Source organism: Pseudomonas sp. IPO3778 (genome assembly GCF_013386825.1).
In the GTDB taxonomy this organism is placed as follows: Bacteria; Pseudomonadota; Gammaproteobacteria; order Pseudomonadales; family Pseudomonadaceae; genus Aquipseudomonas.
Map to the genome: position 1 here is coordinate 22,455 of NZ_JACARC010000030.1, position 14,984 is coordinate 37,438.

At 60.6% G+C, this 14,984-nt stretch carries 11 protein-coding genes and 2 tRNA genes; 9 read left to right on the forward strand and 4 right to left on the reverse strand.

Features of this window, described 5'->3' with window-relative positions:
- Positions 1-3: 3 nt before the first annotated feature.
- The 9 genes from mutL (at position 4) to HX855_RS14545 (ending at position 11,590) form a co-directional block, all read left to right on the forward strand.
- A complete protein-coding gene (gene mutL / locus HX855_RS14505; protein ID WP_177083330.1) occupies positions 4-1,902 on the forward strand; it encodes a DNA mismatch repair endonuclease MutL in 1,899 nt (632 codons plus the stop codon).
- Complete coding sequence (gene miaA / locus HX855_RS14510) at positions 1,902-2,873, forward strand: tRNA (adenosine(37)-N6)-dimethylallyltransferase MiaA (RefSeq protein ID WP_177083100.1); 972 nt, start codon at positions 1,902-1,904, stop codon at positions 2,871-2,873. The genes mutL and miaA overlap by 1 nt, the downstream gene beginning before the upstream one ends.
- 94 nt (positions 2,874-2,967) lie before the next feature.
- Positions 2,968-3,231 carry an RNA chaperone Hfq gene (hfq, locus tag HX855_RS14515; RefSeq protein WP_003217515.1) on the forward strand — a complete coding sequence of 88 codons (264 nt, stop codon included), beginning with the start codon at positions 2,968-2,970 and terminating at the stop codon, positions 3,229-3,231.
- A 12-nt stretch (positions 3,232-3,243) separates the two neighbouring features.
- Positions 3,244-4,545, forward strand: coding sequence for a ribosome rescue GTPase HflX (gene hflX / locus HX855_RS14520; protein ID WP_177083102.1), 1,302 nt, complete (start codon positions 3,244-3,246; stop codon positions 4,543-4,545).
- Positions 4,546-4,641: 96 nt separating this feature from the next.
- The gene (gene hflK / locus HX855_RS14525) at positions 4,642-5,817 is read left to right on the forward strand and encodes an FtsH protease activity modulator HflK (RefSeq protein WP_177083104.1); all 1,176 of its coding nucleotides are present in this window, start codon (positions 4,642-4,644) and stop codon (positions 5,815-5,817) included.
- On the forward strand, positions 5,817-6,683 hold the full coding sequence (hflC, locus tag HX855_RS14530; RefSeq protein ID WP_076018053.1) for a protease modulator HflC: 867 nt from the start codon (positions 5,817-5,819) through the stop codon (positions 6,681-6,683). The genes hflK and hflC overlap by 1 nt, the downstream gene beginning before the upstream one ends.
- 301 nt (positions 6,684-6,984) lie before the next feature.
- Positions 6,985-8,172 (forward strand): ATP phosphoribosyltransferase regulatory subunit, encoded by a 1,188-nt coding sequence (locus tag HX855_RS14535; protein ID WP_010173801.1) that lies wholly within the window; start codon positions 6,985-6,987, stop codon positions 8,170-8,172.
- Positions 8,173-8,226: 54 nt separating this feature from the next.
- Positions 8,227-9,516 (forward strand): adenylosuccinate synthase, encoded by a 1,290-nt coding sequence (locus HX855_RS14540; RefSeq protein WP_145160165.1) that lies wholly within the window; start codon positions 8,227-8,229, stop codon positions 9,514-9,516.
- 139 nt (positions 9,517-9,655) lie between these two features.
- Entirely contained in the window at positions 9,656-11,590 is a 1,935-nt protein-coding gene (locus tag HX855_RS14545) for a methyl-accepting chemotaxis protein (protein WP_177083106.1), read from the forward strand.
- 106 nt (positions 11,591-11,696) lie between these two features.
- Here HX855_RS14545 and HX855_RS14550 read toward each other — a convergent pair whose 3' ends face one another.
- From HX855_RS14550 to HX855_RS14565, 4 genes are all read right to left on the reverse strand, one after another.
- Positions 11,697-13,262 (reverse strand): iron ABC transporter permease, encoded by a 1,566-nt coding sequence (locus HX855_RS14550; RefSeq protein ID WP_177083108.1) that lies wholly within the window; start codon positions 13,260-13,262, stop codon positions 11,697-11,699.
- Positions 13,262-14,287 carry an iron ABC transporter substrate-binding protein gene (locus HX855_RS14555; RefSeq protein ID WP_177083110.1) on the reverse strand — a complete coding sequence of 342 codons (1,026 nt, stop codon included), beginning with the start codon at positions 14,285-14,287 and terminating at the stop codon, positions 13,262-13,264. Before HX855_RS14555 ends, HX855_RS14550 begins: the two co-directional genes overlap by 1 nt.
- 181 nt (positions 14,288-14,468) lie before the next feature.
- A tRNA-Leu gene (locus tag HX855_RS14560) sits at positions 14,469-14,555 on the reverse strand.
- Positions 14,556-14,734: 179 nt separating this feature from the next.
- Positions 14,735-14,821, reverse strand: a tRNA-Leu gene (locus HX855_RS14565).
- Positions 14,822-14,984: the final 163 nt, after the last annotated feature.

Sequence of the window (14,984 nt, forward strand, 5' to 3'; positions counted from 1 at the left end):
GTCCTGAGCAACACCTCGCGCATTGAACTGCTCAGCCCGCGCCTGGCTAACCAGATCGCGGCGGGCGAGGTGGTCGAACGGCCAGCCTCGGTGATCAAGGAGTTGCTGGAAAACAGCATCGACTCCGGGGCCAAGCGTATTGACGTCGACGTCGAGTTGGGCGGCGTCAAGCTGCTGCGGGTGCGCGACGACGGCAGTGGGATTTCCTCCGATGACCTGCCGCTGGCCCTGGCGCGTCACGCCACCAGCAAGATTCGCGACCTGGAAGACCTTGAACGGGTGATGAGCCTCGGGTTTCGCGGTGAAGCCTTGGCTTCCATCAGCTCCGTGGCCCGCCTGACCCTGACGTCTCGCACCCGTGACGCCGACCAGGCGTGGCAGGTGGAGACCGAAGGCCGCGACATGGCCCCACGGGTCCAGCCGGCGGCGCATCCGGTGGGCACTTCGGTGGAAGTGCGTGACCTGTTCTTCAACACCCCGGCACGGCGCAAATTCCTCAAGGCCGAGAAAACCGAATTCGATCACCTTCAGGAAGTCATCAAGCGCCTGGCTCTGGCCCGGTTTGATGTGGCGTTCCATCTGCGTCACAACGGCAAGACCATTCTCAGCCTGCACGAGGCCCATGATGATGCAGCTCGTGCGCGGCGTGTCTCGGCCATCTGCGGTGCAGGGTTCCTGGAGCAGGCGCTGCCGATCGAGATTGAGCGCAATGGCTTGCGCCTGTGGGGTTGGGTGGGGTTGCCGACCTTCTCCCGCAGTCAAGCAGACTTGCAGTACTTCTTTGTGAATGGCCGGGCGGTACGGGACAAACTGGTGGCCCACGCGGTGCGCCAGGCCTACCGTGACGTATTGTTCAACGGGCGGCACCCGACCTTCGTGCTGTTTTTTGAGGTCGACCCCTCGGTGGTTGACGTTAACGTGCACCCGACCAAGCATGAAGTGCGCTTCCGTGACGGGCGCATGGTCCACGACTTCCTCTACGGCACCCTGCACCGCGCCCTGGGCGATGTGCGCCCGGATGATCAACTGTCGGCGCCGATTGTCACGGCGATTGTCCGTCCTTCGGGACCGGAAGCCGGTGAATTCGGGCCTCAGGGCGAAATGAGCCTGGCAGCCAACCTGCTGCAATCGCCGCAAGCCCAGCCGAGCTATACAGCGCCTGGCTCAGGAGCTGGCGCCGGTTATCAGTACCAATACACACCGCGCCCGCAATCGGCGGTGCCGGTGGCCGAGGCGCAGGCAGCCTATCGCGAGTTTTTTGCGCCGCTGCCCGGTGCCGAGTCGGGTGCTGCGGCCTTGCCGGAAGGCCAGGGCGATGTGCCGCCGTTGGGTTACGCATTGGCCCAGCTCAAGGGCATCTACATCCTTGCTGAAAATGCCCATGGCCTGGTGCTGGTGGACATGCACGCCGCTCACGAGCGGATCATGTACGAGCGCCTGAAGATCGCCATGGCCAGCGAAGGCTTGAGCGGCCAGCCGCTGCTGGTGCCGGAGTCCCTGGCGGTCAGCCAGCGCGAGGCCGATTGCGCCGAAGAGCACCTCAGCGTGTTCCAGAAGCTGGGCTTTGAGCTGCAGCGCCTGGGCCCGGAAACCCTGGCTATCCGGCAGATCCCGGCCTTGCTCAAACAGGCCGAGGCCAACCGGTTGGTGGCCGACGTGCTGGCCGACCTGATGGAATACGGCACCAGTGACCGGATCCAGGCCCACATCAATGAACTGCTTGGCACCATGGCCTGCCACGGCGCCATCCGCGCCAACCGCCGCCTGGCCCTGCCGGAAATGAACGGCCTGCTGCGGGACATGGAAAACACCGAACGCAGTGGCCAGTGCAACCATGGCCGGCCGACCTGGACCCAAATGGGCCTGGACGACCTGGACAAACTCTTCTTGCGCGGCCGTTGATGAGTGCCTTGCCTCCCGCCATCTTCCTGATGGGCCCGACGGCCGCCGGCAAGACCGACCTGGCCATCGAGCTGACCAAAGTCTTGCCGTGCGAGCTGATCAGCGTCGACTCTGCCCTGGTTTACCGGGGCATGGACATCGGCACCGCCAAACCCTCCAAAGAGTTGCTGGCCCAGTACCCGCACCGGTTGATCGACATTATTGATCCCAGTGAGAGCTATTCGGCAGCCGATTTTCGCACGGATGCCCTGGCCGCCATGGCCGATATCACCGCACGGGGCAAGATCCCGCTGCTGGTGGGCGGCACGATGCTCTACTACAAGGCTTTGCAGGAAGGGCTGGCGGACATGCCGCCTGCGGATCCCCAGGTGCGCGCCGAACTGGAGGAAGAGGCTGTACGCCTTGGCTGGCAAGCCTTGCACGACCAGTTGGCCGTTGTGGATCCAGTTTCCGCCGCGCGGATTCATCCCAATGATCCCCAGCGCCTGACGCGAGCCCTGGAAGTCTGGCGGGTCAGCGGCCAGACCATGACTGAACACAGGCTGAAACAAACTGCGCAAAGTACTGAAGCAGGCGCCTCGGGACACTCACAATTGCCCTATACTGTGGCGAATCTGGCCATCGCTCCGGCGGATCGCCAGGTGCTGCATGAACGAATTGCACAAAGATTCACAATTATGTTGGAACAGGGGTTCGTGGACGAGGTCGTAGCACTGCGTTCAAGAGGTGACCTGCATCCCGGGTTGCCTTCGATACGTGCTGTAGGCTACCGCCAAGTCTGGGATCATCTGGATGGCAAGCTGACGTCAGCCGAAATGCAGGAGCGCGGCATTATTGCCACGCGCCAATTGGCGAAGCGCCAGTTCACATGGCTGCGCAGCTGGACTGATTTACACTGGCTGGACAGTCTGGATTGCGACAATCTGTCACGCGCCTTGAAATACTTGGGAACGGTCTCCATATTGAGCTGAGTCCTTGCAATTGCCGTCTATCCTTGGGGGTGTGACGGCCATGAGCTATCTATTTTCCGATTTTTTATTATTGATCCTTAAAGGAGTGCGGCACATGTCAAAAGGGCATTCGCTACAAGACCCTTACTTGAATACTTTACGTAAAGAGAAAGTTGGGGTTTCCATCTATCTGGTCAACGGTATCAAGCTGCAAGGTACGATCGAGTCGTTCGACCAGTTCGTGATCCTGCTGAAAAACACCGTAAGCCAGATGGTTTACAAGCACGCTATCTCGACCGTAGTGCCGGTTCGTCCAATTCGTCTGCCTAGCGCAACCGAAGAACAGGGTGACGCCGAGCCTGCACCGGGTAACGCCTGATAGGAGTCTCCTTTGTTCTTTGAGCGCCACGGTGGTGGTGAGCGAGTGATCCTCGTTCACTTGGATGGACAGGACCCTGAGGCGCGCGAAGATCCGCAGGAGTTTCAGGAGTTGGCAAATTCGGCCGGCGCCGAGACCGTCGCGTTTTTTAACGTGCCGCGTCATCGGCCAACCGCCAAATTCCTGATTGGCAGCGGCAAGGTCGAGGAGTTGCGCGACCTGGTTCATGCCGAAAAGGCCGATCTGGTGATTTTCAATCACATCCTCACGCCCAGTCAGGAACGTAACCTCGAACGTGTCTTCGAGTGTCGCGTGATCGACCGCACGGGTCTGATTCTCGATATTTTCGCCCAACGCGCCCGTACCCATGAAGGCAAGCTCCAGGTCGAACTGGCCCAGCTTGACCACATGAGCACCCGGCTGGTTCGTGGCTGGACTCACCTTGAGCGTCAGGGTGGCGGTATCGGCATGCGTGGCCCGGGTGAAACCCAGTTGGAAACCGACCGGCGTCTGCTGCGGGTGCGCCTGCGACAGATCAAGGGCCGCCTGGAGAAGGTGCGCAGCCAGCGCGAGCAATCGCGACGTGGCCGCATGCGGGCGGATATCCCTACCGTTTCCCTGGTGGGTTATACCAACGCCGGCAAGTCCACACTGTTCAACAACGTGACGAAATCCGACGTGTACGCCGCCGACCAACTGTTTGCGACCCTCGACCCGACCTTGCGCCGTCTGGAACTGGACGACCTGGGGCCGATTGTCCTGGCCGATACCGTGGGTTTCATTCGTCACTTGCCCCACAAGCTGGTCGAGGCATTTCGGTCTACGCTCGAAGAGTCGAGCAATTCCGACCTGCTGTTGCACGTGATCGATGCGGCCGAACCGGATCGCATGTTGCAGATTGAACAGGTCATGGTGGTACTGGGCGAGATTGGTGCCCAGGACTTGCCGATCCTCGAGGTCTATAACAAACTCGATTTGCTTGAAGGCGTTGAGCCACAAATCCAGCGCGACGAAAACGGCAAGCCCCAGCGGGTCTGGCTGTCGGCGCGTGATGGCAGTGGCCTGGAATTACTCGAACAAGCCATTGCCGAGCTGTTGGGCAGCGATTTGTTTGTTGGCACCTTGCGCTTGCCTCAGCGTTTTGCTCGACTGCGTGCACAGTTTTTCGAATTGGGCGCGGTACAGAAAGAAGAACACGACGAAGAAGGTGTCAGCTTGCTGGCCGTTCGAATACCTCGCACGGAGCTGAATCGGCTGGTTAGCCGGGAAGGCGTTGTGCCGGCGGAGTTCATCGAACAACACACTTTGCAATAAAAGCCTGAGAAAGCGGTTGTGCCGCTGTGGCAGGCATTCTGTAGCATTGGTCGGCGCGCCGTGGGTGCGTCTTTGCTTTATCAGATGGAGAGCGCTATGGCTTGGAATGAGCCGGGTGGCAACTCGAATAATCAGGATCCTTGGGGTGGTAAACGCCGCAATAATGGCGACCGCAAGGGGCCACCAGATCTCGACGAGGCCTTCCGAAAGCTGCAGGAAAGCCTGAATGGGTTGTTCGGTGGTGGAAAAAAACGTGGTGGTGACGAAGGCGGTCGTACGAGCAAGGGCGGTGGTTACGGCCTGCTTGGCATCGGCCTTGTCGTGCTGGCGGCCGTCTGGCTGTACAGCGCCGTCTATGTGGTGGACGAGCAGGAGCAAGCCGTGGTGCTGCGCTTCGGCAAGTACTACGAGACTGTCGGCCCCGGCCTGAACATCTACTTCCCGCCGATCGACAAGAAGTACATGGAGAACGTCACGCGTGAGCGTGCCTACACCAAGCAGGGCCAGATGCTGACCGAAGACGAGAACATCGTCGAAGTGCCGCTGACCGTGCAGTACAAGATCAGCAACCTGCAGGATTTTGTGCTGAACGTCGATCAGCCGGAAATCAGCCTGCAGCAAGCGACGGAAAGCGCCCTGCGTCACGTGGTGGGTTCCACCGCAATGGACCAGGTGCTGACCGAAGGCCGTGAGTTGATGGCCAGCGAGATCAAGGAACGCCTGCAACGGTTCCTCGATACCTATCGCACCGGCATCACCGTCACCCAGGTCAACATACAGAGCGCCGCTGCACCGCGTGAAGTACAGGAAGCCTTCGATGACGTGATCCGTGCCCGTGAAGACGAGCAGCGTTCGCGCAACCAGGCTGAAACCTACGCCAACGGCGTCGTGCCGGAAGCTCGTGGTCAGGCCCAGCGCATCCTTGAGGATGCCAACGGTTACCGCGACGAAGTGGTCTCCCGCGCCAAGGGTGAGGCAGATCGTTTCACCAAGCTGGTGGCCGAGTACCGCAAGGCACCGGAAGTCACTCGTGAGCGTCTGTACCTGGACACCATGCAGGAAGTCTTCAGCAACACCAGCAAGGTTCTCGTGACCGGCAGCAAGGGCGGGCAGAACAACCTGCTGTACCTGCCGCTGGACAAGATGATCGAAGGGGGTCGTAGCGGCACCAGCGCACCGGCTACCGGTTCCAATGCTGCGGCCAATGAAGCCAGTGCCCGTGCGGCCGCTGACTTGCTGCAACAGCAAACACGTACCAGGGAGAGTCGTTGATGAGCAATAAATCGCTGACCGCCCTGATTGTGGGCGTCGTCGTGGTCATCGCTGCCTGGAACTGCTTCTATATCGTGTCTCAGACCGAGCGCGCGGTGTTGCTGCAATTCGGTCGCGTGGTCCAGGCGGATGTCCAGCCGGGCCTGCATGTGAAAGTCCCCTACGTCAACCAGGTGCGCAAGTTCGATGGCCGCCTGATGACCCTGGATGCACCGACACAACGCTTCCTGACCCTGGAAAAGAAAGCTGTGATGGTTGACGCCTACGCCAAGTGGCGCGTCAAGGATGCCGAGCGCTTCTACACCGCGACCTCCGGCCTCAAGCAGATTGCGGACGAGCGTTTGTCGCGCCGCCTGGAATCGGGCCTGCGTGACCAGTTTGGTAAGCGCACCCTGCACGAGGTGGTATCCGGTGAACGTGATGCGCTGATGGCTGACATCACGCGTTCGTTGAACACCATGGCGGAAAAAGAACTGGGCATCGAAGTGATCGACGTTCGGGTCAAGGCTATCGACCTTCCGAAGGAAGTGAACCGCAGCGTGTTCGAGCGTATGAGCACCGAGCGTGAGCGCGAGGCTCGTGAGCACCGCGCCAAGGGTAACGAACTGGCAGAAGGGATCCGTGCGGATGCCGATCGTCAGCGCCGCGTACTGTTGGCTGAAGCCTATCGCGAGTCTGAAGAGGCCCGTGGTGATGGTGATGCTCAAGCCGCTTCGATCTACTCCAAGGCGTATGGCCAGGACCAGGAGTTCTACGCGTTCTACCGTAGCCTGCGCGCCTACCGTGAAAGCTTTGCAAATAAAACCGACGTCATGGTGCTTGACCCAAGTAGCGATTTCTTCCGCTACCTGGAAAAGTCCAAGTAACCCGCATGTAGTCTGAGAATCGCTCCGTCGGGCGGCTAAAATGCCGGGCGGGGTGATCCTTTCAGAAAACGGGTGTATGATGCGGCAGCCGGGAAATCCCCGGCTTTTTTGCGTCTGCATGTTTGATTGTGATGTTGCTCTGCAGGCGCCACAGGTTTTTCGAGGAAAGTGCCCGACGAGGCCGATTGTTGGTCGTTCGTCACGTCGCTCTTGCGCGTGGTTTATGCAGGGGCCGGGTATTTTCTGCTTCACTCAAGGCTCGCCCGAGGGCTGGCCGCCCGGATCATAGGGGAATGGCGTAATGGCAACGGTAGACCGCTGGCTGCTGCCAGATGGCATCGAAGAAGTACTGCCACCAGAAGCTGCGCGCATTGAAATCGCGCGCCGCCAGGTGTTGGATCTGTTCCAGAGCTGGGGCTACGAGTTTGTCGTGACCCCCCATATCGAGTACCTGGAATCCCTGCTGACCGGCGCGGGCCAGGACCTGGATCTGCGCACCTTCAAGGTCATCGACCCGCAATCGGGCCGGCAAATGGGCTTTCGTGCCGACATCACGCCGCAAGTCGCGCGCATTGATGCGCACACCCTGCGTCGCGAAGGGCCTAGCCGCCTGTGTTATGCCGGCAGCGTACTGCATGCTCAGCCGCGTGCCTTGTCGTCTTCCCGTAGCCCGATCCAGTTGGGCGCCGAGTTGTACGGCGATGCCAGCCCAAGCAGCGACGTGGAAGTCATCAGCCTGATGCTGGCCATGCTGCAACTGGCCGATGTGCCGGATGTGCACATGGACCTTGGGCATGTCGGCATCTACCGCGGCCTGGCCCGTGCGGCCGGATTGTCGGGTGAAGTGGAACAACAGTTGTTCGATGCCTTGCAGCGCAAGGCCATCGATGAAGTGATCGCCCTGACGGCGGGCGTGCCTGCCGACCTGGCCGGCATGCTGCGTGCGCTGGTAGACCTGTGCGGCGGCCGCGAAGTGCTGACCGCCGCCCGTGATCGCCTGGCGAATGCGCCGGCCGATGTATTGGCGGCCCTGGACGACGTGCTGGCGATTGCCGAGCAGTTGTCTGCGCGCTTCCCGCAGTTGCCGCTGTATTTTGATTTGGGTGAGTTGCGCGGCTATCACTACCACACCGGTGTGGTGTTCGCGGTGTTTGTCCCGGGTGTTGGCCAGGCCATCGCCCAGGGCGGTCGTTATGACGATATCGGCGCCGACTTTGGTCGTGCCCGTCCGGCGACCGGCTTTTCCACCGATTTGAAAACCCTGGTGACCCTGGGGCGTGCTGAGGTCGAGCTGCCGTCTGGCGGCATCTGGATGCCCGACAGTACGGACGCAGCACTCTGGCAGCAGGTTTGCCAGTTGCGCAGTGAGGGTCAACGTGTGGTCCAGGCCTTGCCTGGGCAGCCATTGGCCGCCGCCCGTGAAGCGGACTGCGACCGGCAATTGATTCTGCAGAACGGGCTTTGGCAAGTATCGCCACTGGCTTCTTGAGTTTTCCTGCCGGCCACTGCCGGCACCAAGTTTGCGCGAATGAGGACAAGTGTTATGGGTAAGAATGTCGTAGTCCTGGGCACCCAATGGGGTGATGAGGGCAAAGGCAAGATCGTTGATCTGCTGACCGAACATGCTGCCGCCGTAGTGCGCTACCAAGGTGGCCACAACGCTGGCCACACCCTGGTCATCGATGGCGAAAAAACCGTCTTGCACCTGATCCCGTCGGGTGTACTGCGCGAAGGCGTGCAGTGCCTGATCGGCAATGGCGTGGTGGTTGCACCTGACGCCCTGCTGCGCGAGATCACCAAGCTGGAAGAGAAAGGCGTACCCGTGCGTGAGCGCCTGCGTATCAGCCCGTCCTGCCCGCTGATCCTGTCCTTCCACGTTGCGCTGGACCAGGCCCGTGAAAAGGCCCGCGGCGAGCTGAAGATCGGTACGACCGGTCGCGGCATCGGCCCGGCTTACGAAGACAAGGTTGCGCGTCGTGGCCTGCGTGTGGGCGACCTGCTCAACATGCCGCGCTTTGAAGACAAGCTGCGTGAACTGGTGGATTACCACAACTTCATGCTGGTGGGTTACTACAAAGAGCCGGCCATCGAGTTTGAAAAGACCCTGGCCGAGTGCAAGGAATACGCTGAGCTGCTCAAGCCGTTGATGCTGGACGTGACGGCCGAGCTGCACGACCTGCGTCGCGCCGGCAAAGACATCATGTTCGAAGGCGCCCAGGGTTCGTTGCTGGACATCGACCACGGTACCTACCCGTACGTCACCAGTTCCAACACCACCGCGGGTGGCGTTGCGACCGGTTCGGGCGTTGGCCCGATGTTCCTGGACTACATCCTCGGCATCACCAAGGCGTACACCACGCGTGTCGGTTCGGGTCCATTCCCGACTGAGCTGTTCGACGAAGTCGGTGCGCACCTGGCCAAACAAGGTCACGAGTTCGGCGCGACTACCGGCCGTGCACGTCGTTGTGGCTGGTTTGACGCCGTTATCCTGCGTCGCGCTATCGATGTGAACAGCATCTCGGGTATCTGCCTGACCAAGCTGGACGTGCTCGACGGCCTCGAAACCATCAACATCTGCGTCGGCTACAAAGATGCAGACGGCAAGGACGTTGCCCCGACTGACGCGGACAGCTACGTGGGCCTGCAGCCTGTGTACGAAGAAGTGCCGGGCTGGACCGAGTCGACCGTGGGTGCCAAGACCCTGGAAGAGCTGCCAGCCAACGCCCGCGCGTACATCAAGCGCGTTGAAGAGCTGATCGGTGCGCCAATCGACATTATTTCGACGGGCCCGGACCGCAACGAGACCATCGTTCTGCGTCACCCGTTCGCTTAATAAGTTGTTGATGTGAAACACAAAGGGTCCCTTCGGGGGCCCTTTTTCGTTTCTGTTTGCCATACGGCACGACCCTTGCTGTGTTTCTCTCTTTCGTGGTGCTATCAATTTAATGGCACCCTGGGTGGAGGGATTCACGATGTCTGCCGTTCTCTCATTGTTACAAAGCCGGCTGCTACGGCCGGTGTTCGTTACCCTAGGTATCGCTCTTTTGGTGCAAGTGCTGGTGGCGGTCGCTCTGACTCGGAGCACGGTCACGGCCCTGGAAGCTGATTTGGACAATCGCCTGGGGGTGGACAGTCAAAAACTCTCCGGCGAACTGGCCCAGGCCGGGAAGGAGGTCACCTCCAGTCTGGACAGCCTGTCTTCCAGCACCCGCCAGCGTCTTACGGCCGGGCTTTCCACGCGGCTGCAGGAAGAGCAGAAGCAACTGCGTGCGACCCTGGAAAAAGACCTGAAGGACTCCGCCAATGATATGGCGCAACTGTTGGCCTCGGTGGCGCCCCGCGCCATGTGGGACAGCGACGTGCCGACCCTGTCGGAATTCGCCCGGCGTGCGCAGCGCAATCCCAATGTGTTGTTCGTGGTCTACGACGACGCCACGGGCCAGCACCTGACGCGCTACCTGAACCGGGACAACCCCATCAACGCGGCGTTGCTGGAGAAAGGAAAGGGTGATCGGGCCCTGGACAAGGTGCTGGATGCGGCGAAGAACGATCCTGCTGTCTACTACCTCGAAGCGTCCATCAGCCCCAATGGCGTAGAGATCGGCAAGGTCATCATGGGGGTTTCGACCGCTTCGGTGGACGTCGACCTGGCTGCGCTGGATAAGCGCTTCGCTGCGCTGATTGCCAGCAGTGACCAGTTGGTCGGTGACAGCCTCAAGGGCGCCGCCGCTGACAGCGCAGCGGCCATGGGCGCGCGTTTGCAGTCGGCGCAAGCCACCGCCACCCAGATGGCCGCCAATACCACCGGCGCCGTGCAGGAGGCGGCGGGTGCGCTGCGCTGGCGCATCGGCATGGGCCTGGCGGTGGTGGGCTTGGGTGTGCTGCTGCTGATTGCGGTGGTGCTTGGGCGTCGAGTGGTCAATCGCCTGAAGCTGCTGATTGCGGCAATGGACGATCTGGCGGCGGGCGAGGGCGATCTGACCAAGCGCGTGCAGATCAACAGCCAGGACGAAATCGGCGACATGGCTTCGGCGGTCAATCGCTTTGTGGATAAGTTGCAACCGATTGTGCGTGAGGCGGGCGATGTGGCCCAGCGTACCGGTGTGGAAATTGGCGCGATGACCTTGCGCAATGCCGGAGCCGATGCGGCCGCCGGCTTGCAGCGTGACGAGGTTGCCGAAAGCCTGCGGGCACTGTCGCAAATGGCGGATGAAGCTCAGGCGGAAAGCCATGCGATGCAGGCGGCGTTGCAGCAGGTGGTGGATATTCGTCAGGCGACTGATGAGAATTCACGTACGTCAGCCGAAGTCGGCAGCCTGATCGAGGCGTTGGCGGGGCAGGTGCAGGCCGGGTCCAAGGTGATCGAGCGCCTGGCGCAGCAGAGCGAGCAAATTGAGGTGGTGTTGACGGTGATCCACGGGATTGCCGAGCAAACCAATTTGCTGGCGCTCAATGCGGCCATCGAGGCGGCTCGGGCCGGTGAGACTGGGCGAGGCTTTGCAGTGGTGGCGGATGAGGTTCGCGCCCTGGCCAGTAAAACCCAGAGTTCTACCGGTGACATCCAGGCCCACATCGTGGCCTTGCAGCAAGGTGCCCGTGAGGCGGTGGAAACCATTGGCAAGGCCGGGCGCCAGGCCAGTGAAGGTTTACTGGTGTTGCGCGACAGCGTGCGCCTGCAGCAATCGGTGCAGGCCTCGGTGGAGCAAGTGCATGCAGCGATTGGCCTGGCGACACGGGCGGCTGAGCATCAGGCCCAGGGCGCGCAGGCGGTGCGTGGGCGGGTTGAGATTATCCATGCCCAGGCTGAGCGTGCGGCTCAGGCGGTGGTAGAGACCACCGCCAGTGGCAAGGTGCTGGATGGGTTGGCGGCGCAGTTGAAGGCGAGCTTGGGGCAGTTCCGGGCTTGATCGCCTGTTTCGGCCTCATCGCAGGCAAGCCAGCTCCCACACTCGATCGAGTTCCAGTTTTGGAATACGGTCAAGTGTGGGAGCTGGCTTGCCTGCGATGGCGGCTTCAGCGACTCAGATACATCCGCGTCGTAAGCAAATACACCGGCAGCCCCGACACCAAAATCAACAATGCCGCATAGGGCGCCGCTGCCGCGAATTCCACATTCGAGGTATGCGCCCACACGGCAGTCGCCAAGGTATTCAGCCCGGTGGGGCTGAGCAGCAACGTCGCCGTCAATTCCTTCATCGCATCCAGAAACACCAGCGCAAACGCCGCGCCCAATGCCGGGAAAATAATCGGCAACGTCACCCGGCAAAATGCACTGAATGACGATGCGCCGAGTGTTCTCGCCGCCTCTTCCAGCTGCGGTGCCGCTTTGTTCAGCGCCGTGCGGATCGGTGCCTGGGCCAGCGGCAAAAACAGCAACGCATAAGCGAGCAGCAACAACGCCGAGGTCTGATACAGCGCCGGTACGTAATGCAGGGAGAAATACACCAGCGTCAGCGCAATCACCAGGCCGGGCAGGGCGTGCAGCAGATACGGCAAGCGTTCGGCCCACAGCGCGAGCTGGCCTTTGTAGCGCACCACCAGCAAGCCCACCGGCACTGCGAATAACAGGCACAGCGCTGCGCCGCCCAGGGACAGAGCCAGGGATGAAAGCAACGCCCCGCTGATCTCGGCCACCGGAAACGCCGCCGAACTGCCCACGGCCAACCAATAACCGAGCATGCCCAGTGGAATGCCGCTGCCAATAATCGCCAGTAGCAAGCAGTACAGCTGCCCCAATGGTGCCCAGTGACCCAATCGAACCTGCCCGGCATGCCGTGCGGCGCCCTGGCCGGTCCGTACATGTCGGCCCTTGCCGCGTACGCGCAGTTCCAGCCAGAGCAGCGTCAGGCACATCACCAGCAGCACTGCCGAGAGCATCGCCGCATTGGCGTTGCTGAATTCCAGCTCGAACTGCTGATAGATCGCGGTGGTAAACGTCTGCAAGCCGATGATCGACAGTGCGCCGAACTCCACCAGCATATGCAGGGCGATCAGCAGGGCCCCGGCCAGCAGCGACGGCCACAGCAGCGGCAAGGTGATGCGAAAGAACACACCCCAGCGATTCAGCCCGAGGGTGCGGGCGGATTCTTCCAGGGAGGGATCAAGATTGCGCAGGGTCGCCGCTACCGGCAGAAACACCAGCGGGTATTTGGACAGGCTCATCACCAGGATCGCCCCGCCCAGTCCTTCAAAGTTGGCGCTCAACGACACCCAGGTAAAGCTGCTGACAAACGCCGGCACCGCAAACGGCAGGCACAGGATCACTCCCCAGATACGCCGTCCCGGCAGGTTGCTGCGTTCCAGCAGCCAGGCCAGCGACAAACCGATCACGCCGCAGGCCAGGGTCACGCCGACCATCAGCGCCAGCGTGTTGCGCAGCAATCCGAACACATAAGGCCGCCACAGCAAATGCACCGCCTCGGCCCAGCCCGCTTGCCAGGCCTTGAGGCCGACATACGCCAGCGGCAATACACTCAGGCCGACCAGTAGCAAAACCGGCAGCAGCAGCCAGGTCGAAGGGCGTTTGCGTTTGGGCGTAAAACCCCCGCGCAAGGCGGGGGCGGGGAGCGATGGGTTCATCAGTTCAAGCCAACGTCACGTTCCAGTTCCAGGGCTTCTTCGGCGTTGCCCAGGTCGGCCGGGGTGACTTTCGGCGGTTGCAGCTCGCTGAAAGGCTTGAGGCCGCGGTTGGATTCCATGCCTTTGCGCAGCGGGTATTCGGCGGAGGTGTTGGTGATCACCCGCTGGCCTTCTTCGCTGGCCATGAAGGCCAACAGTTGCTGGGCTTCTTTTGGATGCTTGCTGGATTTCAGCGCGGCCGCGGCAGACACCGTAATCAGGCCGCCCGCATCACCGTTGGTGAAGTAGTGCAGTTGCGAATCCAGGTTGGTTTTTTCTTTCTTCAGGGCGAACCAGTAGTAGTTGTTCACCAGGACGGTGGCCACTTCGCCATTTTCCACGGCTTTGAGCGCAACCATGTTGTTGCTGTAGACCTTGCCGAATGCGCGCAGGCCGGTCAGCCACTCTTCGGCCGCTTCGCGACCGTGCAGTTTGATGATTGCGACGGCTTGCTCCTGGAACGCGCCGCTGGTAGGCACGAAGCCGACCTTGCCTTGCCATTCCGGGCTGGCGAAATCCAGGACAGACTTGGGCAGGTCTTTCTCGGCAATCAGTTTCGGGTTGAACGCCACCACTCGGGTGCGTGCGGTCACGCCCATCCAGGCGCCGTTGGCGGCCACGTACTCCTTGGGCAGAACGTCGAGGGTGCTGGCGTCGATGGTGGCCAGCAGGCCTTGCTCGCCGAGTTTATTCAGCGGCGGCGACTCTTCGGTATAGATCACGTCGGCAGGGGAGCGGTCGCCTTCTTCGACGACCTGGCTGGCCAGCTGGTTGCTGCTGCCCTTGCGTACGTTGACGTGGATGCCGGTCTTGGCTTCGAAGGCCTTGGCAAGTTCATCGCCGACCTCCTTGTGTTGGCCGTTGTACAGGGTCAGTGCAACCTTGTCGGCAGAATAGGCGGCGGGCGAGAGTAGGGCCAGGCCGAGCAGAGTGATGGTCATGCCACGCAGAAGGGATGTCTTGAGACGGGTATCGCGGATCATCATTCGCAGGGTTCCTCACTTGAAATGCAACAAATCGTGTGAAGGATAAACGATAAAGTTTCTCAGGTGCGGCTGCGGCGTAGATTGATTGACCCGTCAGGCAGTTTTTTTGAACGTCAGAAACGCAAAAACCCGCTTTCGCGGGTTTTTGTGAGACTTAAGGTTAAAACCTCAAGTTTTGAATTGGTGCCCAGAAGAAGACTCGAACTTCCACGACCTTGCGGTCACCAGCACCTGAAGCTGGCGTGTCTACCAATTTCACCATCTGGGCAGCATCAGCAACGTTGCCGCTGTTGATAGGGCGAACTATACGGAGGGCTTTTTGATCTGTAAACCCCTGATTTGATTTTATAAATCAACTTTGTCGTTAAAAATCAAAGGCCTGAAACGCAAAAACCCGCTTTCGCGGGTTTTTGTGAGACTCAAGGTTAAAAACCTCAAGTTTTGAATTGGTGCCCAGAAGAAGACTCGAACTTCCACGACCTTGCGGTCACCAGCACCTGAAGCTGGCGTGTCTACCAATTTCACCATCTGGGCAGCATCGTCAACGTTGCCGTCGTCGATGGCGCGCACTATACGGACCGCTTTTTGCGCTGTAAAGCCCCGTTATCAAAAAAGCCTGGAAAATTTCGCGGGCGGTCGCGCAAGGTGCATTCCGAAGGCTACAAAGTGCTTTTACGGGCTTGTTGACACCTGAAAT